This is a genomic window from Anaerolentibacter hominis (genome assembly GCF_032380675.1).
In the GTDB taxonomy this organism is placed as follows: Bacteria; Bacillota; Clostridia; order Lachnospirales; family Lachnospiraceae; genus Anaerolentibacter; species Anaerolentibacter hominis.
The window spans coordinates 922859-946147 of sequence record NZ_JAWDIX010000001.1 but is presented as its reverse complement, the minus strand read 5'-3'; the positions used below and the strand labels follow the sequence as shown (position 1 = coordinate 946147).

General features: G+C 49.5%; 18 protein-coding genes. 4 read left to right on the top strand and 14 right to left on the bottom strand.

The annotated features are described in order from the left end of the window. Window positions 1-44: 44 nt before the first annotated feature. From uvrB to ABCW47_RS04345, 7 genes are all read right to left on the bottom strand, one after another. Window positions 45-2027 (bottom strand): excinuclease ABC subunit UvrB, encoded by a 1983-nt coding sequence (gene uvrB / locus ABCW47_RS04375; RefSeq protein WP_343208641.1) that lies wholly within the window; start codon window positions 2025-2027, stop codon window positions 45-47. 315 nt (window positions 2028-2342) lie between these two features. Then, window positions 2343-6995, bottom strand: coding sequence for a hybrid sensor histidine kinase/response regulator (locus ABCW47_RS04370; protein WP_343208640.1), 4653 nt, complete (start codon window positions 6993-6995; stop codon window positions 2343-2345). A 247-nt stretch (window positions 6996-7242) separates the two neighbouring features. Continuing rightward, window positions 7243-7959, bottom strand: a complete 717-nt coding sequence (locus ABCW47_RS04365) for a hypothetical protein (protein ID WP_343208639.1) — start codon at window positions 7957-7959, stop codon at window positions 7243-7245. An 83-nt stretch (window positions 7960-8042) separates the two neighbouring features. After that, the gene (locus ABCW47_RS04360; RefSeq protein ID WP_343208638.1) at window positions 8043-8627 is read right to left on the bottom strand and encodes a DUF454 family protein; all 585 of its coding nucleotides are present in this window, start codon (window positions 8625-8627) and stop codon (window positions 8043-8045) included. Next, window positions 8624-8989: a nitrous oxide-stimulated promoter family protein gene (locus ABCW47_RS04355; RefSeq protein ID WP_343208637.1), complete on the bottom strand. Its 366-nt coding sequence runs from the start codon at window positions 8987-8989 to the stop codon at window positions 8624-8626. Before ABCW47_RS04355 ends, ABCW47_RS04360 begins: the two co-directional genes overlap by 4 nt. Then, window positions 8964-10652 carry a thiol reductant ABC exporter subunit CydC gene (gene cydC, locus ABCW47_RS04350; RefSeq protein WP_343208636.1) on the bottom strand — a complete coding sequence of 563 codons (1689 nt, stop codon included), beginning with the start codon at window positions 10650-10652 and terminating at the stop codon, window positions 8964-8966. The genes ABCW47_RS04355 and cydC overlap by 26 nt, the downstream gene beginning before the upstream one ends. Continuing rightward, window positions 10649-12388 carry an ABC transporter ATP-binding protein/permease gene (locus tag ABCW47_RS04345; protein WP_343209593.1) on the bottom strand — a complete coding sequence of 580 codons (1740 nt, stop codon included), beginning with the start codon at window positions 12386-12388 and terminating at the stop codon, window positions 10649-10651. Before ABCW47_RS04345 ends, cydC begins: the two co-directional genes overlap by 4 nt. Window positions 12389-12706: 318 nt before the next feature. Here ABCW47_RS04345 and ABCW47_RS04340 point away from each other — a divergent pair, with 318 nt between their 5' ends. The 4 genes from ABCW47_RS04340 to ABCW47_RS04325 are packed head-to-tail and all read left to right on the top strand — an operon-like array spanning window position 12707 to window position 15347. Beyond that, entirely contained in the window at window positions 12707-13345 is a 639-nt protein-coding gene (locus tag ABCW47_RS04340; protein WP_343208635.1) for a hypothetical protein, read from the top strand. A gap of 45 nt (window positions 13346-13390) precedes the next feature. Beyond that, on the top strand, window positions 13391-13996 hold the full coding sequence (locus tag ABCW47_RS04335; RefSeq protein ID WP_343208634.1) for a hypothetical protein: 606 nt from the start codon (window positions 13391-13393) through the stop codon (window positions 13994-13996). A 16-nt stretch (window positions 13997-14012) separates the two neighbouring features. Beyond that, window positions 14013-14687 (top strand): hypothetical protein, encoded by a 675-nt coding sequence (locus tag ABCW47_RS04330; protein ID WP_343208633.1) that lies wholly within the window; start codon window positions 14013-14015, stop codon window positions 14685-14687. Window positions 14688-14708: 21 nt separating this feature from the next. Continuing rightward, window positions 14709-15347 (top strand): hypothetical protein, encoded by a 639-nt coding sequence (locus ABCW47_RS04325; RefSeq protein ID WP_343208632.1) that lies wholly within the window; start codon window positions 14709-14711, stop codon window positions 15345-15347. A gap of 31 nt (window positions 15348-15378) precedes the next feature. Here ABCW47_RS04325 and ABCW47_RS04320 read toward each other — a convergent pair whose 3' ends face one another. From ABCW47_RS04320 to ABCW47_RS04290, 7 genes are all read right to left on the bottom strand, one after another. Continuing rightward, the gene (locus tag ABCW47_RS04320; protein WP_343208631.1) at window positions 15379-15849 is read right to left on the bottom strand and encodes an acyl-CoA thioesterase; all 471 of its coding nucleotides are present in this window, start codon (window positions 15847-15849) and stop codon (window positions 15379-15381) included. Between the two features lie 2 nt (window positions 15850-15851). Then, window positions 15852-17099 carry a S41 family peptidase gene (locus tag ABCW47_RS04315; RefSeq protein WP_343208630.1) on the bottom strand — a complete coding sequence of 416 codons (1248 nt, stop codon included), beginning with the start codon at window positions 17097-17099 and terminating at the stop codon, window positions 15852-15854. A gap of 81 nt (window positions 17100-17180) precedes the next feature. Continuing rightward, window positions 17181-18368, bottom strand: a complete 1188-nt coding sequence (locus ABCW47_RS04310) for a murein hydrolase activator EnvC family protein (protein WP_343208629.1) — start codon at window positions 18366-18368, stop codon at window positions 17181-17183. 53 nt (window positions 18369-18421) lie between these two features. Beyond that, the gene (gene ftsX, locus ABCW47_RS04305) at window positions 18422-19333 is read right to left on the bottom strand and encodes a permease-like cell division protein FtsX (protein ID WP_343208628.1); all 912 of its coding nucleotides are present in this window, start codon (window positions 19331-19333) and stop codon (window positions 18422-18424) included. Beyond that, window positions 19323-20021, bottom strand: coding sequence for a cell division ATP-binding protein FtsE (gene ftsE, locus ABCW47_RS04300; RefSeq protein WP_343209592.1), 699 nt, complete (start codon window positions 20019-20021; stop codon window positions 19323-19325). The genes ftsX and ftsE overlap by 11 nt, the downstream gene beginning before the upstream one ends. 739 nt (window positions 20022-20760) lie before the next feature. Next, window positions 20761-21849, bottom strand: coding sequence for a PucR family transcriptional regulator (locus tag ABCW47_RS04295; RefSeq protein WP_343208627.1), 1089 nt, complete (start codon window positions 21847-21849; stop codon window positions 20761-20763). A gap of 305 nt (window positions 21850-22154) precedes the next feature. Beyond that, the gene (locus ABCW47_RS04290) at window positions 22155-23264 is read right to left on the bottom strand and encodes an ABC transporter ATP-binding protein (RefSeq protein ID WP_343208626.1); all 1110 of its coding nucleotides are present in this window, start codon (window positions 23262-23264) and stop codon (window positions 22155-22157) included. Between the last annotated feature and the right edge of the window lie 25 nt (window positions 23265-23289).

Sequence of the window (23289 nt, the reverse complement as noted above, 5' to 3'; positions counted from 1 at the left end):
CGGAGAAAATACACAGTTCCCCGCCATTTATCATTTATTCTGTCCTACATATCATGCAGTTGTTTCTTTATCTCAATCAGCTGGTCACGCAGCAGCGCTGCCTGCTCGAAATTCAGCTCCGCGGCTGCGGTATGCATCTTCTTGGTAATCTTGCTGACCAGCATCTCCAGTTCCTTTTTGCTCATGGATTCCGGGTCCTTGTCCAGCTTGTAACCCGCATTCTCGGCCTTTACCGATATTCTGATCAGGTCCCTGACTGCTTTCTGGATGGTTGTCGGAGTAATGCCATGCTCCTTATTGTAAGCATCCTGAATCGCACGTCTCCGGTTTGTCTCGGAGATAGCCCGGTCCATGGAATCTGTGATATTGTCAGCGTACATAATAACCCGCCCCTCTGAGTTACGGGCGGCGCGGCCCACTGTCTGGATCAGCGAGGTCTCAGACCGCAGGAATCCCTCTTTATCCGCATCCAGGATGGCGACCAGAGTGATCTCCGGTATATCCAGACCCTCCCGCAGGAGGTTAATGCCCACCAGCACATCAAACACATCCATACGCATATCCCGGATAATCTCGGATCGTTCCAGCGTGTCGATGTCCGAGTGCAGATATTTGACCCGGATGCCGATCTCCCGCATATAATCCGTCAGATCCTCCGCCATACGCTTGGTGAGTGTGGTAATCAGAATCTTGTGGTGGTTCTCCGTCTCTTTCCGGACTTCCGCCACCAGATCGTCGATCTGTCCCTCCACCGGCCGGACTGAGATTTCCGGGTCCAGCAGACCGGTCGGGCGGATAATCTGCTCCACACGCATAAGCTCATGTTCCTTCTCATACACATTCGGTGTGGCGGAGACAAACATCATCTGGTCAATTTTACTCTCAAATTCGTCAAAGTTCAACGGCCGGTTGTCCTTCGCCGAAGGCAGGCGGAAACCAAAATCCACCAATGTTGTCTTCCTGGACTGATCCCCCGCATACATACCTCTGATCTGCGGTATCGTGATATGGGACTCGTCCACAATGATCAGAAACTCTTCCGGAAAATAGTCCATCAGAGTGTGAGGCGTACTGCCCGGTGCCATCCCGGCCAGATGCCGGGAGTAGTTCTCAATGCCGGAACAGAAACCTGTCTCCCGCATCATCTCGATATCAAAATGTGTCCGCTCGGAGATCCTCTGGGCTTCCAGCAGCTTATCCTCCGACTTAAAATAGCGTATCCGTTCTTCCAGCTCCTCCTCTATCGTATGAATCGCCTGCTCCATTTTATCCGGCGGCACCACATAGTGGGAGGCCGGGAAAATAGCCATATGCTCCAGCGCACACTTGATCTCCCCGGTCAGCACATCTATCTCCGTGATCCGGTCTATCTCATCCCCGAAGAATTCGATCCGGATTGCCGTGTCCGTAGCGGAGGAAAGAAATACCTCCACCACATCTCCCCTCACACGGAAGGTACCGCGCTTAAAATCCATATCATTTCTGGTGTACTGGATGTCCACCAGCTTGCGCAGCATCTCGTCCCGGTCTTTCTCCATACCGGGCCGCAGAGAAATAACCATGTTCTTATAGTCAACGGGAGAACCCAGACCATAGATGCAGGAGACACTGGCCACAATAATCACGTCACTTCTCTCGGACAATGCTGCCGTTGCGGAGTGACGCAGTTTATCTATCTCATCGTTAATCGATGAATCCTTTTCTATAAATGTATCCGTGGAAGGGACATAGGCTTCCGGCTGATAATAATCGTAGTAGGAAACAAAATATTCCACCGCATTGTGAGGGAAAAATTCTTTGAATTCCCCGTACAGCTGCGCGGCAAGGGTCTTATTGTGGGCGATGACCAGCGTCGGTTTATTCAGCTGCGTGATCACATTCGCCATCGTAAACGTCTTACCCGATCCCGTCACACCCAGTAAAGTCTCAAACTGATTGCCCGCCTGAAATCCTTCGACCAGCTTCTCAATGGCCTGGGGCTGATCACCGGTAGGAGCATATTCAGACACTAATTCAAAATGATCCATAATCCATTCCTCCATAAGAATCTACGTTGAATTATAACATAGCCAAATTAAAAAGTATAGTACAAAAGGAACATTTGTTCTTTATTTACAAAAACTTCTAAGACCGCCGGCTAATTTTAACTATTTCGTCCCAATATCAGTTCAACAAACGGCGGCCGCTCTGCGAGCCGTTCTTACTGCAGCAAACGACAGTACGCTTCGCGAGCCGTCTTACTGCAGCAAACAACAGTACACTTCGCGAGCCGTCTTATTGCAGCAAGGGGGCTTCCGGACCGCACAACGGTCCGAAATCCCCCTCTCAATAACACTTTTTTTCTACCGCAGCACCTTCATCAGAGTCTCCTGCAGCACAGCCATGTCCACCGGCTTTGCCACATGGGCATTCATTCCGGCGTTCAAAGCCGCCTGCACATCCTCCGCAAAGGCATTAGCCGTCATAGCTATGATCGGTATCGCTCCGGCATCCGGCCTGTTCAGCTTCCTTATAGCGCGCGTTGCCTCGTACCCATTCATCTCCGGCATCTGAATATCCATCAGTATCCCATCGTAGGTTCCAGGGTCTGCTTCCCGGAAAGCCCGCACTACCTGCGACCCATCCGTCTTAACCGTACAATCTGCCCCGTACATCTCAAGAAGCTCCGTGAGGATCTCCGCATTGATGGCGTTATCCTCCGCGATTAAAAACCGCCGCCCCGCAAATAATCCGCTGTCTCTGGCATCTGCCTCCATGCTGGCAGTATCACGGATCTTCCGATCTCCATTTTCCGCATATTCACAGCCCAGTTCAACCTGGAACCTGGTTCCCCGGTGCGGATGGCTTTCTACCGAAATCCGTCCATCCATCAGGTCAACAAGCCCCTTGGTAATACTCAGACCCAGGCCGGTGCCCTCAATGCGGGCCGTGCTTTGGCTCCGGGTAAAAGGCTCAAAGAGGTGGGCCATGAATTCTTCCGTCATCCCCACACCGGTGTCCTTCACCGTAAAGCGGTAACAGGTTCGTCCCGTATCATCCGACGGCTGGATTTCCTCCACAAGGAAATCTACGCTTCCGCCCTCCGGCGTGTACTTTACTGCATTGCTTAAGATATTAATCAAAATCTGATTGATCCGCAGCCCATCCCCGTAGAAGAATTCATGGGTTATTTTATCCTTCACAGTAAATACCAGGCCGGCTTCCTCCGCCTGAGGCACTATGATTGCAGTAAGCTGGCTCAGCAGATCTGGAAGATAGAGTTTCATGTTATTCAGGGTTATCTGAGATCGCTCAATCTTGCTCATATCCAAAATATCATTAATCAGGCTGAGCAGGTGTCTGGAGGAAACAGATATTTTCCGCAGGCAATCTTCTACCCGCTTCTTCTCCCCAAGATGAGCCGCGGCAAGCGTCGTCATCCCCATAATCGCATTCATAGGAGTACGGATATCATGGCTCATGGCCGACAGAAAATCACTTTTCGCCCGGTTTGCTTCCTCCGCCAGGGCCAATGCATTTTCCAGCGCCCTTTTCGTCTTTCTCTCAGCTGCAAGCATATCTGTCACATCTGCTCTTACCAGACAGATTGTCCTGTGATTCACATCGCCCCACATAACATTAATCTGTTTGTACCGCTCATTCTCTCCGTTCTGATAATGAAATAAGAAATCATACCCATCTGGCTTCTCAGCCAACGTCTCTGTCATGGTCCTTATCTCAAACTGAGTTAAAGACTCCTGCCGGTTTCTTTCCGCACAGTACTGTTCCACGAAGCGGGGAATAGCCGTTTCGTACTTTTCGATAAATAATGGCGGCAGGTTATTCAGCACAGTCTCCCGTGTATACATAGTTAGAGATTTGCTGCTCATATTAATAAAACCGGCCATTTCAAACGTATACGAAATGACGCGGAGCAGCCCCTGCTGTTCCCGGACAGAGTCCGTAATATCTGCTCTCGCCAGGCATACTCTCCCAAGCCGTAGGTCTACAGCGGACACCGTAATGTTCTTTGTCCAGATATCTCCGTTCGCATCTGCCGCTGAGAAAGCAAACGTATAGGAGCTTTCCTTCTGCAGTCGTTCCAGCATCCGGGAAGTTTCCAGACCGTCCCTGTATCTTTCCCGGTCCCGGGGTACAACGCCGTCCGCAAGCATCTGTTCCACCCACCGGGAATGACAGCCGCTTACAGGCGGCAGGTTTCGTCCGTTACCGCTGCTGGACAGTATTGTAAAACGGTCCTTCACCAGATCCAGATCTGCCACAAAATCATATCCGGCTGCCGTAATCTGCTGCAGAATCCGGTTGGATATGGTCTGTTCCGTAATATCTGTAACCGTGAGAATACCGGTAACGTCACCGCTGTCCGGCGCCGCCACCAGATTCATCTTGATCTGGGCATAACGGCCTATCGTCTCCTTGGGCAGCTGAATAAAACATTCCAGCTTCCGCTCGGTGTCTCCCCGTTCAAACGCTGCCAGGGCGGGCTTATTCAAAAACATGCCCAAGAAAGCGCGCCGTTCTTCATCCTCCACCACAAGCCCGCTCATACCTGTGAAAAACGCTTCCCGAACGGACCCGAAGGTTTTCAGCAGGTCCGAGTCTGTATAATCATTGATTTCCAGTATCTTATTCCCTGTAATATTACAGTGTCCCAGCACAAGAGTATTCGGATCGTGGGTATGATAGTGCTGCATAAGCAGATCTTTATACTGCTGCCGCAAACGGATCTGCTCTTCCCGCTCCCGTGTTATGTCGCGAAAAACCGCGTAAACCCGGCCTTCTCCGCCCTCGTTCTGAATCATGGTCAAGTTATTTCTGATCCACACATAGCCTTCCGCACCCTTTTTAAGCCGGTAAACCAACTCACAGTGGCTGTCCCCGCTCTCAACATAGGCTGCCATCTGTTCATTTACATATTTCTGGTCGTCGGGATGTACCCCTGCCATCGCGTCTTCCCGGTACAGCCGCCAGGCTTCCTCCAGCGTCATACCGGTCATAGCCGCGAATCCGTCTGATAAAAATTCAGGTCTCATACTGCCGTCTTTATTATAGTGAACCACTACCACACCACCCGGCAGGTTCTTGAGGACATTCTGAAAATACTGCTCCAGCCGCTCCTTCTCCCTGCGGGTAGTCACCTCTTCCGTGATATCCCGGACAAACTTAACATATGCGGCGATCCCGTTCCAGTCAGTCTCACGGAAACGGGTGCTGTAAAATCGTTCTGAACCGGGAATTCTCATCTCATGTTCTTCCCCGTCCGGCGCATGGTCGATCAGGCTGCAGAACTCACATGGTGTATTTCTTCCCTGGAGGACAGCATAACATTTCTGGCCCACGCACTCTTTATTCCCGGTAAACAGGTCTCTGGATTCATTGACATACAATAAATCATAGCTGGCCTTGTCAATAACATAGATGCCATCCGCCGTTTCATTGGCGATACTCTGGAACAGGCGCGTCTCCGCTGACATCCCGGTAAAAACAGCATAAAATCTGGTAGACTCCGATAACGGCCCCATCCGGCGGCCATTCAGATGAATCCAGATCAGCTTTCCATTTTTGTGCCGGATACGATATGAGATATCCAGAGTCTCCCCGCTTAAGAGCGCCGCTCTTGCGGCTGCCATCACACGTTCCCTGTCCTGCTCATAAACAATATTCATAGCATCACAGCGTGTCAGTTCGTCGTATTCTTCCCTGGTATGGTCAGACAGCTTCATAAGGCCGTCTGAATAAAAGGTGGGGATGAACCGCTCTCCCTCCACCCGGTAACTGGCAATGCCGCCCGGGATGGAATTGACAAGATGGTCCATTTCCAGCTGTGCTTCTTTTAAGTCTGAAATATTGTGGAATACACAGTGAAGCAGTGGGCATCCGGCATCTTCCCCGATCCATTTGACCTGAGCCCTGACCCAAACGATATGTCCGTCCCTGTGCTGCTTGCGAAATTCAAAATTATCAATCTCATGAGTGCTGATCACCCGTCGGGCCCGCTCCACAACCATAGGGGTATCCTCCCAATAGGTCATCTCCGCCGCATCCTGTTTGATCAGCTCCTGGTATTCTTCCGCCGAATAGCCGGTAAGGGCCGGCACGCCGTCGGAAAAATAGACGGTTTCAAAGATATCGGAAACTTTATAAATCGCCACTCCTCCGGGAATGGCATTAACAATGTCCTGCATCTTGTCATTGGCATCCGTCAGCTCCTGCTCCAGCCTCCGCTGCTCACTGACGTCCGTATAGACCCCATACATAAGCTTTGTACCGCCCTGCTTGTCCCCAAGGATCTCCTTGTCCTGCTCCGGTTTCACCGAGCCTTCCAGACGTATCCAGCAGTAGGCTTCCTTGGTATCATTCCACAGGCGGTATGTATGCCGGATCATTCCATTGGTCCGGATCGCATCCTGTATGTTGCGTTTCAGAAGCTCCAGATCTTCCGGGTGCACACCGAGAAAATCCGTCCTCTGTTCCAGCTGCGCAATATGCTCCCCAGAGTAACCCATAATCTGATAAAACGCAGGGTTATGGAACACAGGAGAAATCCGCTCCCCGTCAAAACGGTACACGCACAGCCCGCAGGGAATACTGCTGAACGTACTCTGCAGTTTCTCTTCCAGCTCTCTTGACTGTTCTTCCTTCTTCTTTTTCTCCGTAATATCTACTACATACTCAATGTGCGCAGGCTGTCCCGCCCAGTCAATCAGTTTACCGCTGAGCTGATAAACCCGGCCGTTGACCGGATTTTTAAATTCCCGGACCATTAGTTCGGAACGACTCAGCTTCCCCATCCGGCAAAACGGACACGGCTTGTCAAATCCAACTGCCTGAAAGCAGGTGATTTCATCCTCCTCCGCTCCCCTGCTGAATAACTTTGATGCCAGCCGATTCACATAGAGCAGTTTCCAGTCATTGATTCCGCTGACATAGACAGCTACCGGCGCGTTGTCCAGCACTGCTGTCAGCAGATCCATCGAAAGATTATCTCCCCGCATCCGATCCTTCCTCCTTAATAAAAGTCCGTACTCAAGACCTCTTCGCCGGCTCTATATTCAAAATGATATCCAGCTATCTTAGAACAAATGTTTACCTTTAATTTTACTTTATATTGTTGTTTGTGTCAATTGAAACTAAAGGCAGCCCGCTCTCCTGTGCCTGCCCTCAGACAGAACATCATCCTGAAAACAGGCTGCCCTTATCAAGTCATTCTCACGGCCTCAGAGAATTTCAATCGTCCCGAAATCAGGCGATTCTCTGCAGCAGGATTGCGGCATGGTTGATTGCCTGATTATCCACACCGGTACCCGCAAGATAATCTCCATCCGCAGATTTGTTTCTCAGTGTAATAACGGCTCCCCCCGGAATTGACGCCATAAACATACCCGTCAGCTCAATCCGCTCCGTATCAGCCAGGCCGCTCAGATAGGTTCCGAAAAAAGAAAGTGGATTTTCATATCCGTTGACCGCCACTGCATAGGCGGCGTTGATGCGTCCTTCCGACGGCCGCAGCGTCACCTGATAATCAATCCGGTATATCCCCGCGGTATTTACCGTGATTTCGGACGTGTTGGGAGTAAAGGTAAAGTCTCCGGATTGATAAGCCAGCAAAAAGCTGACTTCTTCCTCCGGGGCAGCATCCTGTGATCCGCCTATGGTAACGGCATTAAAATAAGCCGGGATCACCCCCGGCCCCTGTGGCCCTGTTGGGCCGGTCGCTCCTGTATTCCCAGACGGCCCTGTATTTCCAGTCGACCCTGCTGATCCCGTCGCTCCAGTTGGCCCTGTTGCTCCCGTCGGGCCAACTGTTCCTGTATTGCCGGGTGATCCTGTCGGTCCTGTCGCTCCCGTTGCCCCTGTTGCTCCCGCTGGGCCGGCCGCTCCTGTTGCCCCTGTTGCTCCCGGTATCCCCTGAGGCCCGGTACAGCATGGATAACAACATGAATCATAATTCCAACTCATAGCACCCTCCTGTTCCTGAATTGTTTCTTGTTACAATTCCATTCTATGTTACGGAAAGAAGAAGGGTGTACAAGTTAAATTTTCTATAGAACCGCCCTGCAGCCTGCCAACGAAACAATTTTTGATACCTGTTCCATATCAACCGGCTCCTTTGCGTAGATCACCGCAACCTTCTGGCCAAAATCCACTTCTGCCCGCAGGCATCCATTTCTGCAAAATTCCTGTTCCAGCCTTTTAGCACAATCTTCACACTTCATTCCGTGAATTTTCAGCACCTGGCAATAAGCTTCCTCTTTATCCGGCCTGGAAATCGTTCGGATTCCGAAGATAAAATAAAGGATATGGAGTGCCCAGACACAGGCCAGGATAATACGTCCCACCGGCACACGTCCCATCATGGCAAAACCAAATGCCATTGTAGCTGTGACAACCAGCATAATTCTGAGCTTCGTTTTCCAGGTCATGCCTCTGCCCTTTACATAGCTCTCCAGATTATCCCGGTACAGCTTCGTGCTGATAAACCAGCTGTGCAGCTTTTCTGAACTTTTCGCAAAGCACACGGCAGCCAGCAGAAGAAAAGGAAAGGCGGGCAAAAGCGGCAGGATTGCCCCGATTACGCCCAGCACCAGTCCCAGACACCCCAGCAGGATCAATACTATTTTCATCATTCTATAAGGTCCTTTCTCTTCTTTTTTATCATACTTAGTTCTGCCTTCGATTCCAGCATATGCCGGACTGCCATCACAGGATGGCGAAACAGCATACGCGGCCCGGAAAACCTCATAACCCGGCGTATCTTTTCTCTCATTTCCGGCTTGTAGCAGTGCACTTTACAATTGGAACAGAAGGTCTTTGTCTCCATAAAAGGACAGTGCTCACTGCGCAAGAGAGCATATTCCTCCAGGCCGCTGCACTCCTGACACAATTCTTTTCTGTTCCCGTGCTTTTTTCTGCAGTACAGTGCAATCATTTCAGAGACCATCTTCTGTTCCCTCAGTCTTTTTTCAGACACCGGCTGACTCTTCCTCATATGCATACCTCCCATTTTCTACTGAGAACACCCTGTCGGCGATCCGCATACTGGATTTCCGGTGGGACACCAGCACTACCGTTTTATTCTCCCTTTCCTGATGGAGCGCTTTCAAAATAACCGCCTCATTTAAGCTGTCCAGATTGCTGGTCGGTTCATCCAGAAGGATCAATGGTGCATTATGCAGAAATGCCCTGGCCAGGCCGATCCTCTGCCGCTCTCCGCCGGAAAGGGCATCTCCCAGTTCCCCTGCGTTGGTTTCAAGGCCCCGAGGCAGCTTTTCTATGAAATCAATGAGCGCCGCTTTCCGGCAGGCCTCAATAATTTCCTCTTCCGATGCCTCTGGCCTGGCAATCCTGATATTATTCCGAATACTATCATGGAACAGATGAGTTTCCTGTGTTACAAAGCTTTCCATATCCCTGAGGTTGCCCGTATTGATACGTCCGACCGGAGTGTCCGATAGTTCCACGGACCCGGACTCTGTGTCCCAGAAACGCATCAGCAGTTTCAGTAATGTCGATTTTCCGCATCCACTTCGGCCCGTAATTCCAATAACACTCTTTCCCGGAATCTTTAAATTGATATGGGAAAGCACCGGTTTCTTTTCATATCCAAATGTCACGTCATCAATGGAAGCATCCCGGAATACAACCGGCTCACACCCCTCTATTTCCTGTACTGTGGGTGTCTCATCCAGAATATCCAGCACCCTGCTGCCCGCAGCAAGGGTGTTGGAAAGCGTGTTCCCCAGACCGGACAGGGCAATAACGGGGCCAAAGGAGCTCATCAGGGATAATAGAGAAAGTACCAGGCCCGAAAAGGATATTGTCCCGCGGGTGTATAGTCCCGCGGCCACACCAAGAAGCAGCAGATCAAACAGCAGGATTACCGTATTAGTCAGAGCCATATTTTTTCCGGTCATTCTTTTCTGTTTCTCTTCCTCCCGGGAAAGAGCATCCGTACGCCGGTTCAGTTCTTCCAGCCGTTTCTTTCCCCCGCCGTATTGTATACTCTCCTGAATCCCTCTCAGGCTGTCCAGTACATAACTGCTCAGATCCCCGGACAGCTGCCGGAATGCCATCCCCGCCGCCCTGCTTTTCCCCGAGGCCAGCAGTGGCAGAAGGATTCCCACCGTAAGATAGGCAGCCAATGCAGTCATGCCCAACAGCCAATGAATACTGCCAATCCAGAATGTCATAATGACTGTCATCAGGAAGGCTATAGCCGCGGGTGAAATCGTATGGGCATAGAATACTTCCAGCAGTTCAATGTCCGAGGTAATGACAGAAATCAGGTTCCCCCGGTCCCTCCCTTCCAGCTTGGCGGGGCATAAACGGCGCAGTGCGTCGAACACCCGGCTTCGAATCAGGGCCAGCAGCTTAAACGCAATAAAATGATTGCAGGCCTGTTCCCCATATCGGAGAAACCCCCGGAGCAGGGCAGCCATACCCATACACAGAAAAATCCACTGCAAAGGCAGTCCCGAACCTGTCTGTGCAGGCAGAAGGGTCAAAATCCCGTAACCCCCCAGGATTGTAATGGACGCGGCAAACAAATGCCCGACGGCTCCCAGCCCTACTGCAAGAATCATGTAGCCTGACAGAGGTTTTACCAGGCCGATCAGCCGTCCCATCACAGCAAAACCGCTTCTTTCCTTCATGCCGCGTCACCATCCTTTTCATATTCTTCCAGACTTTTCTGTGTGTTCCAAAGTTCTGCGTAAACTCCCTTTTTGTGGAGCAGTTCCCGGTGCGTCCCCCGTTCCCTGATCCTGCCGTCCTCCATGACATAAATCAGTTGCGAGCCAGTCACATTTGCCAGCCTGTGGGAAATGAGCAGCACTTGCTTTTCTTCTGCCAGACGGCGGATCTGCTCCATAATCGCATTTTCACTCTCCACGTCAATATTGGAGGTTGCTTCATCGAAGATATATACCGGACTGTCGTGAAGAATGGAACGGGCCAGAGCCAGGCGCTGCCGCTGGCCTCCGGAGAGATTTGCTCCCCGCTCTTCCAGTGCGGTATCCAGGCCCCGGCGTTTTCTTAAGAACCCGTCCAGCTTCATCTTTCTGACTGCCTCCCACAGCATTTCCTCTGTTGCAGCCGGGTTCCCCATCTGAAGATTTTCCCGTACCGTCCCCTTAAACAAATAGCTGTTGTGGTTGACATAGGTGATCTGTCTCATTCTGCTTTCTTCCTGAATCTCAGAAAGCTCTGTACCTCCCACCGTCACACTGCCGGAATAGCCCCTGTTCCGCCCCATGAGAATCGACGCAATGGTAGATTTTCCGCAGCCGGATTCTCCCACAATGGATATGAAACTGCCCTGGGGTATATCCAAAGAAACCTCTTTTATGATCTCTCTTCCTTTTTCATAGGAAAAGCTTACATTCCGGCAGGAGATTCGGCACTGTTCCGGATGAATTTCAGCTGTCTTCTTCTCCGGGGCCTCCATGTCCAGCAGCCGGAATATTTTGTCGCTGGCTGCCATTCCGTTCATGGCAATGTGAAAGAAACTTCCCAGCTGCCTCATGGGCAGAAAAAAATCCGCTGCCAGAAGCAGTATGATCAGGCATCCTGTCAAATCCATCCTGCCGGCTCCAAACTGGGTCACCGCTATCCCAATCCCCAGTGCCGCGCCTCCATAGGCCACCAGATCCATGATCGTGATGGAATTCAGCTGCATGGTCAGCACCTTCATTGTAATCTTGCGGAATCGCTCTGATTCCTGTTCCATCTCCTGGCTTTTCAGCCCGTCTGCCTGATAAATTTTCAGTGTCGTCAAGCCCTGCAGATTTTCCAGAAAAGTATCTCCCAGGGTTGTATACTGGTTCCAGTAATTTGAAAGCAGTCTCTTGGCAAAGGTTTGTACCCCGGCAATCGCAATCGGTATCAGCGGTACACAGACAAGTAAAACAAACGCGGAGGGAATATTCAAAAAAGCCAGAACGGCAAACAGGGTAAGAGGCGCCAGCATACTGTAGAAAAACTGCGGCAGATAAGCTCCAAAATAGGTTTCCAGCTGGTCCACTCCTTCTACTGACATCTGTACCGTCTCCGCGGTAGACACCCGTTCTGTATAAGAAGAACCCAGGTCCAGCAGCTTCTGGTAAATTCTCTCCCGCAGCGTCCGCTTCACAGACCGGGAGGAAAGATAACTCATCCTGGATGCTCCTATCGTACAGACAAAGCGCACCAGCAGCACCAGCACCGCCACGACGGCCATCCTGATACCCGTGCCTGCGGTCATCCTGCCCTCCCACAATACATTCAGAAATCCCGACAGCGTAACTATCAGAATAATATTAGCTGCCAGAGAACACCACTGGAGGGCCACATTGGCCGCTATGTATTTTTTACTCTCCTTTACCGTGCCAATCAGCCTTTTGTTGATCATCATAAGCTCATCTTCTCCCTTAATCCTTTTCTTATAGTTACGTCATATCGCAAGTTAGCTTCGTCTAACTTAGGGGCTGTAAAAAAGCAGGTATTCCCTGCTCACGTAAGTTAGATTATACTAACCAAGGTATCGTATTTTGTTAATTTTGTCAATCCCAAACTCCGGTTTTCCTCAAATTCTATTTCGTTATATCCATTCTCTATAAGGCATCCTAATGCGTACACAAATCGCAGCAAAACCAGATATTCTATATACAAATCGCAAAATCCTTTGTTATAATGATATTATAATAGATTTGCAGGGGGGAGGGTTATCATGAAATTCAAACGTAGAAAAAAATATATCATCATATTCGTTTCCATTATTTCCGCTCTTTCCCTGTCTCTGATTTTGTTTTTTTATCACTGGAATAATGAAATTGATGCTACCGGATTACCCCGAAAAGTCAGAAATAATGCATGGTACGATCAGGAATCCGGCTTGTTTCGCTGCCCGGTCAGTATGGACAGCCGGGAGTGGTCCCGCATGACAAATCAGGAGAAAATTGATGTACAGTCGATCCCACGGAAAATTACTTCATGGATTCCGGCGGATAATTTACTGGATTTATATTGGAATCTTCCATATTACGGCTGTATCTTATCGTCGGAGGACCGTCCGCTCTTTCAGCCAATTGAGGCCAATAAGATTTTCGAGGGCAGACCGGATGTGGCGGAATATTTGGTGGAGTTATACAGGCAGTTACCAGTTTTGAATGAAGAAGGCAATGATTATACGATCGCAAGAATTGAAGAGCTGTTAGAACGTCAGGTCATACAGAGTTCAATGACAGAAGAATTAAAAAAGGAGTATCAAGTGATCCGGGATCAGAAGGCAAAGGAAAAGTGGGATACCCGTTATTATCACCGTCCTACGTTTCTCGGTGATGATTTGCTTCATCACTACAAGGATTAGCTGCATGGTTCAGGCATAGCAGCAAGATATGCAGGGGGTTGATCTATGTTCTCAAATAACGAGAAACGCAAGTATCTTCTTGGTTTTATTCTATTACTCGCAGCCGGAATCTTTTTGTTTCTCTATTCTTTTCATACGGACTCTTCCGATTTCCCCGCTGCAGTAACAAAAAGCGGCTGGTATGACAGAAAAACCGGACAATTTCGCTGCCCTGTTAAAGAAGACAGCCGAAAATGGAAGCGGCTGTCTGTCCAGGAAAAAATCGAAGTACAGACAATACCGGAGGAAATGATACCCTGGATACCTCCCGACAATTTAGTCGATCTTTACTGGGAATTAGATTACTTCGCCTGTTCTGTTTCAGAAGACGGCACACTCATCTGGAATCAGGCAGAGGCTAATAAAATATTTGAAGGCAGACTGGATGCGGCGGAATACCTGCTCCAACGTTATGAGGAAGAGTGGGTCACCCCTCACGATGTCGTCAAGAAAATAGAATATCTGTTGGAACGGCAGGTTCTCCAGCAGACCATGACAGATGAAATGCGCGAACAATTTAATCAACTTCGGAGTGAAAAAGATAAGTTAAGAAGAGGTATGGGCTATTACACGAATACGTCTGATAGAGACAGATACATTCGCAAAAGATGAGAGGGGGGTAATTCTTTTGGCAAGGAAGAAAAAAGAATATAAGAAAACCTTATTCCTAATCATCTATACATCTGCCATACTTGCCCTTGGCGGTATCTTCAACTATTTTTCACCGCCCACCATCTACTATACCCGTTCTCCCAAACCCAGCGTACAGTATAACCATGATACCGGCTGTTATGAATGGATCTTAACTCATGATGATATATGGGGCTCAGACCTCACTGCGGATGAAAAATTGGAATTAATGCAGGTCCCGGCAGAGATACTGGTCCACATTCCTACGGATCAGCTGATTGATATTGTACTGTGTCATCCTTACATTGCTATTTCTTTTCTCCCGGAACCTGATGACTGGGGGAACGTTATCGAAACGGTGGCAATCTTTTACCAGTATAATGGCTTGATCGAGCTGCTGGCAAGGCCGGATTTTAAAGAATGTTTGATTCAGAAATACGAGGATGAACCGGTGCTGGATACGGATGAATCAGAAAATCGTTTTCTAAGAATGGAGGCTATGTTCGCATATTTCGTTGACAAAGACCTTCTCACAAAGGAAGAGGCTATTTACATCTGTGAAATGGCTTACGATAAGTACGAACAGAAAAAGGGTAAAGAATCCTTTGTCTTTTACAGCGGCGCTCTTTTCTCCATGCTCAGCTGGCGCATTAAGGCCCATATGTTTGATTAATATAGGGAAGGATGGTTATCTATGCTGAAAAGACGTCACAAAATGATTATCGTCGTCTCCATCTTAATTCTTATTGCAGCAGTAGTCTGCCTGACCGCTTCTATTGTCCTTCATCGTCTGAACAATGAAGTGGATTCCACCGGTCTGCCCCGCAAGATTAGAAAAAGCGAATGGTACGACGAAGCATCCGGACGCTTCCGTTTTCCGGTAGATGCTGACTGCGAGGAATGGTCCGGGCTGGCCGATTATGAGAAGATTGAGGTTCAGTCCATCCCGGAGGACATCCTTCCGTGGATTCCCGCGGATAATCTGGTGGAGCTATACTGGAATCTGTCCTACTACACCGAGTATCGTTTTGATGATAATATGTTTGCCCACCAGGAGGAAGCCCGCCGTATTTTTGCAGGACGGACCGATGTGGCACAGTATTTAATCGAGCTTTACCGAAACGAGCCCATTGTTAATGACGAATACAGCGATCGTTCTATCCGCAGAATCGAGGCTCTGCTGGAACGTCAGGTGATCCAGCAGGCTATGACAGCGGAGCTGAAAGAAGAATACCGGCAGGTTCTGGAGCAAAAAGCGCAGGAAAAAAGAGACCACTCCTATTACAACAGACATACCTATCTGGGAGATGATCTCTTGATTCACTATGACTAATTTTCCGGAGGGCAGGATAATTACAGCCGGGTTACTTCCTTCTGTTTGCCTTCCGGTACTCATTTCTTATTCTTCCGGCTTCCCATTCCCTCTTCTCTTCTTCCGTCTCCAGAATCAGACCGGGTACTTCCACCGGTTCTTCATTTTCATCCAGGGCCACCATGACCAGGTAGGCCGTATTGATCAGCCTCTTTCTGCCGCTCAGCTCCTCCACGTAGGTTTTCACGCATACTTCCATGGACGTACGCCCCACATAGGTGAGGGACGCACACAGCACAATTGTTTCATTGGCATAGGCCGGCCCCTCAAACCGGAGGTTATCCACCGCCGCTGTCGTCACATTACAGCCGGAATGACGTCTGGCAGCCACCGCCGCCACCACGTCCACCCACTGCATCAGCCGCCCGCCGAACAGGCGGTTGTAACCGTTCAGCGTATATTGGGATAAAATCTGCACCTGCTCCGTATAGGAGTCGCGGATATATTTCGCTTTCTTCTCCATCGTCAGTCTCCCATCATCTCCAGCAGCACTTCCTGTGCCTTCTTGAGCTGGTTGTCATTCTTTCTGGAAAGAGCACCGTCTTTTTTAATCTCGGCCTTTGCTTTCTTGCTCAGCTCCACCTCCACATCCGGAGTGATGCCCACCTTGTGGATGCTTCTTCCGGAGGGCAGGAAATATTCGGAGGTCGTCAGCTTGATCGCCCCCTGCTCTCCATTTTCAAATGGCAGGATCGACTGCACAATTCCTTTTCCAAAGGTCAGCGTACCCACTACCTGGCCCGCATTCCGGTCCTGTACCGCTCCGGCGAATATTTCCGATGCGCTGGCTGTGCTTCCGTTTACCAGGATGGCAAGCGGCAGGTCCACCTGATGGTCATCGGTGGAGTCATAGCTCTCCCCAACTCCGTTTTTATCCTTTGTGGACAGGATGTTGCCGGCCGGAAGCAGATAATCTACCATATCCACCACTGCGTCCAGATTTCCGCCTCCATTGTCCCTCAGGTCTATGAGAAGACCTTTGGCCCCGTCTTTCTCCAGATCATCTACTGCGTCGGTAAACTGATGTACCGTTGCTTTTTCAAAGGATGAAATTAGAATATAGCCGATCTTGTTGTCCAGCATTTCATATGCAATCGTGGGGACTTCCACCTCCGCCCTGGTCACAGTAACTGCAATATCTTCCGTCTCCCCTTCCCGGTAGAACGTCAGATCGACGGTTGTGCCCGCCTCGCCTTTCATTTTGGCAACCGCGGTTTCCAGATCCATACCGGTCACGGATACTCCGTCAATGGTCAGGAGGATATCCCCGGGAAGAATTCCAGCCTTATCGGCAGGACCGTCTTCAAACGGCTTCACAATCATGATCCGTCCGTCGGTGAGCTGGGAGACATAGGACCCGATTCCCACGTAAGCGCCTTCGGCAGACTCCATCATAGCCGCATATTCTTCTTCCGTATAGTAAACAGAATAAGGGTCTCCCAGACCGTTCATCAGCCCCTTATAGATCCCGTTTGTCATATCTGCAGCATCTGTGTCAAAGAGATAGAACTTGTCGATATACTTTTCCAGCATACTCACTTTCTGGTTGACCTCAGTTAAATTGACCGCTCCGTATACATAGGGTTCGGGAGATCTCACACCCCCGTTCTGACTTGTAAAATAGGCGTAAAAACCGAACACGCTGATGACCATCATGATGATACAGCCGGTCAGCATTCCCCTCAGAAAGCCACTGTTATTTTTATTCTCCATGGATCTGCCTGCCTTTCCTCTTATCAAACTTCTCCTACTGAAAACGTGAGGAGAACGCTCTCCTCACGTTGTTTCACTCTATTATTGTTTTACATAGTTCAGCGGATTTTTATAGCCGCCGTTAATTGAGATTCCAAAGTGCAGATGGGGTCCGGTGGAAATACCGGTGGAACCCGCATAGGCAATGACCTGGCCCTGAGATACCGTCTGGCCCTTGCTCACCGCAAGTCTGGAGCAGTGCATATATACGGTATATTTGCTGTCGCCGTGATAGATCATGACATAGTTGCCGGCCGCGCTGCTGTAGCTTGCCGTAGTTACCGTTCCGTTGACTGCCGCCACAATCGGAGTACCAGTGGGCACGCCGATATCAATACCCTGATGATAAGAGCTGGCGCCCGCAGTAGGACTCTTTCTGGGGCCGAAGCCGCAGGTGATCGTACCTCTTACATTTAACGGCCACCGGAAACCGGAGCTGGCGTCAAAATTATAGCTGCCCTCATTTTTCTTGCGCTCCGCCTCAACCCGCTTCCGCTCCTCTTCCAGCAGCTTCTCAACCAGCTCTTCCTGCTTCTTGATCTGGTCTTCATAGTCGCTGGCCTGACCTTCCGCATCCTTGATTTTCTGGCTGTATTTCTCCACCTCGGCGTTCTTGGCGTCCACCAGCTGATTCACGGAATCCTGCTCGATGGTAAGCTCTTCCTTCAACGTCTCAAGGTCAGCGAGCTTGTTCTCCAGCGTTAATTTTTTCTGCTCTACATCTTCCCTGGCCGCTATGTAGCGCTCCAGCATGTTATTATCATATTCAGATATCTTTTCAATATACTCAGTCCGGTTCAGAAGATCAGAAAGATTGTCCGCGCTTAAAAGAATGTCCATATAATCCGTGCCGCCATTCTCATAGGTATACTGTATCCGTTTTTTCATGGTGGCATACTGGTTATCCTGTTCTTCCTGCGCCGCCTCAAGCTCCTGCCTCTTCACTTCCAGATCCTGTTCCGTCGTCTCAATTTCACCCTCGGTCTCCCGGATGCTGTCGGAAAGTTCTTCCAGCTGACGGTCCAGCTTTTCAATATAATTGAGAATATCACCCTTTTCCTTTTCCAGATTCTTGATTTTATTCTGAATTTCTTTTTTCTTGTTTTCCAGCTGGGTTACTTTCTTCTTTGCCGAGTTAATGCTGGATGCGTCCACGGTAAATTTTACCCCGCCCAATACCATTGTAACAACCAAAATAATGGTCAGAAGTTGCTTTAATGTCTTTTTCATCTGTAAACTCCTTTCCTGCAAACCTGTCTGTTACCATTCCCGTCAGGCCGGGATCACACCTTCAAATGCTTTCTGACGGTCCAGATACTGCCAAGGAAACCAATTCCCACGCCGATCGCCAGCGATACCGGGATCAGAGTTTTAAAAATGACGCCCGCATCCAGAAAATCCAGAATTCCGGCCAGCAGCATGAACTTCTCAGAAATATATACAATAATTGTTTTATAGAGGTAGCGGAGCAGGATCAGCGGGAGCGCCGCCCCCATCAGCCCGATCAGCATACCTTCCACAATAAACGGCGCACGGATAAAGAAATCCGTCGCTCCCACCAGCTTCATAACCGCAATCTCGTCCCTTCGGACGGAAATGCCCATGGATACCGTGGTGCTGATCAGGAAAACCGCAACCGCAACCAGTATCACGATAATCGCGATCGACACATATCCCACCAGGGAATTAAAACTGGTCAGACCCTCCGCCGTCGTGTCCGAACTGTTTACCTGACGGACGCCGGAAAGCCCCTCGATATAACTTACAAGATCCTTCTGTTTGGATATATCGCTGAGGTAAATTCCCAGAGAAGCCGAATCTTCCAGAGGGTTGTCCTCCCCAAAGGAGTCCACCAGCTCCGGTTTCTGTTTAAATACCGTCTCCTTATACTCTGCCCACGCCTGGTCGGCGGAGATAAACTCCACCTGTGAAACTTCGGGCCGGGCATTTTTAATGTCCTCCCCCATCTGTTTAATCGTATCATCGTCCGTCCCTTCCTCAAAAAAGACAGTGATGCCTACCGAGGACTCGGCAACTTTTATCATATGCTGAAAATTAGCCAGTACAAAATAAAAAATGCCGAATAAGAACAGACAGGCAGAGATTGTACCGATGGAGGCTAGTGAAAACAGCCGGTTGGTGTAAATATTTTTAAAGCCCTGCTTAATACTGTAAAAAAGATTACTAATGTTCATAGGTATACCCGCCTTTTTTCTCGTCGCTCACCAATACGCCCCGGTTCAGGGTAATAACCCGTTTCTGCATCCTGTCCACGATCTCCCTGTTATGGGTCACGACCACGACAGTCGTCCCTTTTTTATTGATCTCATCCAGAAGCTTCATGATCTCCCAGGACATCTTCGGGTCCAGATTACCGGTAGGCTCGTCCGCCAGCAGAATAACCGGATTATTCACCAGCGCACGGGCTATTGCCACACGCTGCTGCTCGCCGCCGGATAATTCTTTTGGAAATGCGTTCCTCCTGTCCGCTAGTTCTACCATATTAAGCATATTCTTTACATTTCTTCTTATCTTTACATTTGACACACCGACGATACGCTGTGCAAACGCCACATTCTCAAATACACTCCGGTCCTTCAGCAGCCGGAAATTCTGGAAGACAACGCCGATGCCCCTGCGGTAGCGCGGAACCTGCCGTCTTCTCATACGGGTCAGCTCTTTGGAATTCACATACAGCCGCCCCGAACTGGGTTCGATCTCTTTTAACAGCAATCGGATAAAGGTAGATTTGCCGGAACCGCTGCTGCCCACCAGGAACACAAATTCCCCCTTGCGGATCGTCAGGCTCAAATCCCGGATCGCATGGGTGCCAGAAGGATAATCCTTGCAGACATGTTCAAATACGATGACCGGCTCCGCCAGATCACGTACATCCTCCACCCTGCGGATCGGCCGGAATTCGAATTCATCCTCCGCAAAAGCGGCTGCCGCTTCCTGTTTCTCCCGATCGGCCTCCTGCGGCTCGCCGGCACTTTGTTCCCGAATGGTCTGTCCGATTGTATGCTCACGCGAAACAGGCTCAGCGGCAGCTTTCCCCGCCTTTTTCGAAGGCTCCGCTTTATGTACAGGTTCGTCCGATCCTGCACGCCCGCCGTCTGAAACACCTTTATCGGAAACTTTCTCTGATGTTTTCAGAACAGGCATATCCTGCTCACGTGCAATTTGCTCACGCGTATTCTGTTCGCGCACATTCTGTTCACGCACATTTTGTGCGGGTATTTTCTTTACAACCCGGATCTTTTCTGATGCTTTCACAGTGGCGTCCGGTTCCTCTGCCCCCTCCTGCTTCTTCTCCTTCGGAAGAGGTTTTACAAGGTGCAAGTCCTCCGTTTTTTCTTCTTTATCTTTGCCCGCCGCAAGCTTTTCTGCTTCCTCCCGGCGTTCTTCTTCCTTTTCATCTTCCAGTTCTCTCAGAAGCGCTTCCAGATTTGCATCCAGTTCTTTGCGCACTTCATCCATACTGTATGGCTTTATCATTCTGACCTCCCGTGCAGAAACATGACCAGCACCGGCCGGTCTCCACCGGTTCTGCTGGCCCCTCTGCGTCTTATCCAACGGAAGAAATACTTCCAATCATAAACAGCAAGAGGAACCCTGAATACTAATATTCAAGGTTCTCCATGTATTTCATATATTTTACTACCATTAACGCAATTTTAAAAGTAATGGCATCTTCAAATACCCGAAGATCCAGATTTGTACTCTTCTGCAATTTGTCCAGCCGGTATACCAGCGTATTACGATGTATATACAGCTGCCTGGAGGTTTCTGAAACATTCAGGCTGTTCTCAAAGAACTTATTGATTGTCGTCAGCGTCTCCTCGTCAAAATCATCCGGGGACTTTCCTTCGAAAATCTCCTTGATGAACATCTTGCACAGCGGCATGGGCAGCTGATAAATCAGACGGCCGATTCCCAGATTGCTGTAGGCAACCACGTCTCTGTCACTGTAGAAAATCTTGCCCACATCCAGAGCCATCTTGGCTTCCTTGTAGGACCTTGAAACATCCTTGATCTCATTGACGATTGTACCGAACGCCACGTGAACCTTGGTCATGGCCTCCGTATTCAGCGTATCCAGTATCATCTTGGCCACCCGGTGCATATCGTCGTAATGCTCTCCGGGCTTTAATTCCTTCACCAGAATAATATTCTTCTCGTCAACCGCAGTGATAAAATCCTTCGTCTTGCCCGCAAACAGACTGCGCACCGTCTCCATGGCATTATTATCTTTTTCATTCTTGGTTTCAATAATAAAAACAACCCGCCGGACTTCCGTCTCAATATGCAGCTTCTTCGCCCGGTTATAGATATCTACCAGCAGCAGATTATCTAACAGCAGGTTCTTGATGAAATTATCCTTGTCATAACGTTCCCGGTAAGCAACCAGCAGATTCTGGATCTGGAACGCGGCAATCTTACCCACCATGTAGACGTCTTCACTGTCTCCCCTGGCCAGAATGACATATTCCAACTGCTGATCATCATACACCTTAAAGAACTGATAGCCCTGCATGACCTGGCTGTCCGCCGGGGAATCCGCAAAGGCCAGAACGGCACTTTCATATTCCTCTGCATTCGGAATGGTGGCCACTAAAACCTTCCCTTCCGTATCCATGATACAAAGATCCGTTCTCGTAATTGCTTTCAATCCTTCAATTGTGTTCTGAAGAATCTGGTTTGATATCATTCGTAACCGCCTCCTGCTTCCATTGCTCACCGTGGTTTCAGGCCCCACATGACCTGCGGCCCCTTTCCATATGAAATTGGCTCCTGCCGGCCATATTTTCTGTGGATACCCTGTGCCGGGCAGATTGGGTAATCTGCATGAACCTATGCGCCATATCTGAGTAGAAAAGCATAGAATTTAATCGACACGAAACCATTTTATCATCATTTTGAGCAAAAGTAAACAAAAATCACGAACATTTTTGTGTAAATTTCCAGATTGGCATTTCCGATTCTCCGCTGCCGCTGTTAATCGGTCATTTTGCCCTAATTTACTATGATATCCTGCGTCTTTTTATCAAAAAAGTGCAGCTTTCTGGCGTCAAAGGCTAATTTTACCATATCGCCCGCCCTGGCTGTGGTTCTGGGATTGACACTGGCGATCAGTTCAATGCCGCCAACCTGGATATCCAGATAGGTGGTGGCTCCCAGCATCTGCTTCACCCGGATCAGGGCCTTTATCACACTTTCTCCGGCCGTCTGTACAAAGATCTGTTCTTCCTTGATATCTTCCGGCCGTATCCCCACGATTACATCCTTATCTATGTATCCCCGGTCTCTTAGTACCATCGCCTTATTGTGCAGGATCGGCATACGGTATCCCGCGAATTCAAACATCAGATAACCGTCCTCCTCCATAATATGAGCTTCAAATAAGTTGATGGGCGGATTGCCGAAAAATTCAGCCGCAAACACGCTGGAAGGAGTTTCATACAAATCCATCGGCGCGTCCATCTGCATCATGCGCCCGTGCTTCATGATCACAACCTTGGTGCCCAGCGCCATGGCCGCCGTGGGGTCATTGGTCACATAGACGATAGTCGTATCCATTTTCTGATATAAAACAGACACCTCAAACCACATCTGCAGTTTCAGCTTATCATCCAGGGAGACAAACGGATCGTCTAACAGCAGGATCTTCGGCTTCTTGGCGATCGCCCGTCCCAGTATCACCTTCTGGGCCTGCTCCGGATTCAGCGCCCGGGGTTTCTTCTTTAGAATATTCCGTATCCCCAGAAGCTCAGCCGCTTCCTCCACCAGCTCAGTGATCTCGGCCTTGGACATCTTTTTCTGCTTCAGGCTGAATGCCATATTGTCCAGAACCGTCATGTCGGGGTAGAGGACGCTGTTGGAAAATACCATCGCCACACTGCGGTCCTTGGGTTCCAGCTCGTTGACCAGAACATCATCTATGTAGATTTCGCCGGCGTCCATATCTTCCAGGCCGGCTATCATCCTCAGGATGGTCGACTTGCCGCAGCCCCTCGGCCCTGCCAGTACAAGAAATTCCTTCTCATTTACCGACAAATTAAAATCCTGGATAAAGGAACTGCCGTCCATCGTCGTCCTGTGTACGTGCTGCAGCTGTAATCTCATTTGTAATCACGCAATCCTTTCTTGT

Coding starts and splice junctions, on each gene's coding strand:
- ABCW47_RS04325 (WP_343208632.1), top strand. CDS start 14,709: ATGCTGAAAAGACGTCACAAAATGATTATCGTCGTCTCCATCTTAATT.
- ABCW47_RS04320 (WP_343208631.1), bottom strand. CDS start 15,849: ATGGAGAAGAAAGCGAAATATATCCGCGACTCCTATACGGAGCAGGTG.
- ABCW47_RS04310 (WP_343208629.1), bottom strand. CDS start 18,368: ATGAAAAAGACATTAAAGCAACTTCTGACCATTATTTTGGTTGTTACA.
- uvrB (WP_343208641.1), bottom strand. CDS start 2,027: ATGGATCATTTTGAATTAGTGTCTGAATATGCTCCTACCGGTGATCAG.
- ABCW47_RS04295 (WP_343208627.1), bottom strand. CDS start 21,849: ATGATATCAAACCAGATTCTTCAGAACACAATTGAAGGATTGAAAGCA.
- ABCW47_RS04290 (WP_343208626.1), bottom strand. CDS start 23,264: ATGAGATTACAGCTGCAGCACGTACACAGGACGACGATGGACGGCAGT.
- ABCW47_RS04365 (WP_343208639.1), bottom strand. CDS start 7,959: ATGAGTTGGAATTATGATTCATGTTGTTATCCATGCTGTACCGGGCCT.
- ABCW47_RS04355 (WP_343208637.1), bottom strand. CDS start 8,989: ATGAGGAAGAGTCAGCCGGTGTCTGAAAAAAGACTGAGGGAACAGAAG.
- ftsX (WP_343208628.1), bottom strand. CDS start 19,333: ATGAACATTAGTAATCTTTTTTACAGTATTAAGCAGGGCTTTAAAAAT.
- cydC (WP_343208636.1), bottom strand. CDS start 10,652: ATGAAGGAAAGAAGCGGTTTTGCTGTGATGGGACGGCTGATCGGCCTG.
- ABCW47_RS04370 (WP_343208640.1), bottom strand. CDS start 6,995: ATGCGGGGAGATAATCTTTCGATGGATCTGCTGACAGCAGTGCTGGAC.
- ABCW47_RS04345 (WP_343209593.1), bottom strand. CDS start 12,388: ATGATCAACAAAAGGCTGATTGGCACGGTAAAGGAGAGTAAAAAATAC.
- ABCW47_RS04315 (WP_343208630.1), bottom strand. CDS start 17,099: ATGGAGAATAAAAATAACAGTGGCTTTCTGAGGGGAATGCTGACCGGC.
- ABCW47_RS04335 (WP_343208634.1), top strand. CDS start 13,391: ATGTTCTCAAATAACGAGAAACGCAAGTATCTTCTTGGTTTTATTCTA.
- ABCW47_RS04340 (WP_343208635.1), top strand. CDS start 12,707: ATGAAATTCAAACGTAGAAAAAAATATATCATCATATTCGTTTCCATT.
- ABCW47_RS04360 (WP_343208638.1), bottom strand. CDS start 8,627: ATGATGAAAATAGTATTGATCCTGCTGGGGTGTCTGGGACTGGTGCTG.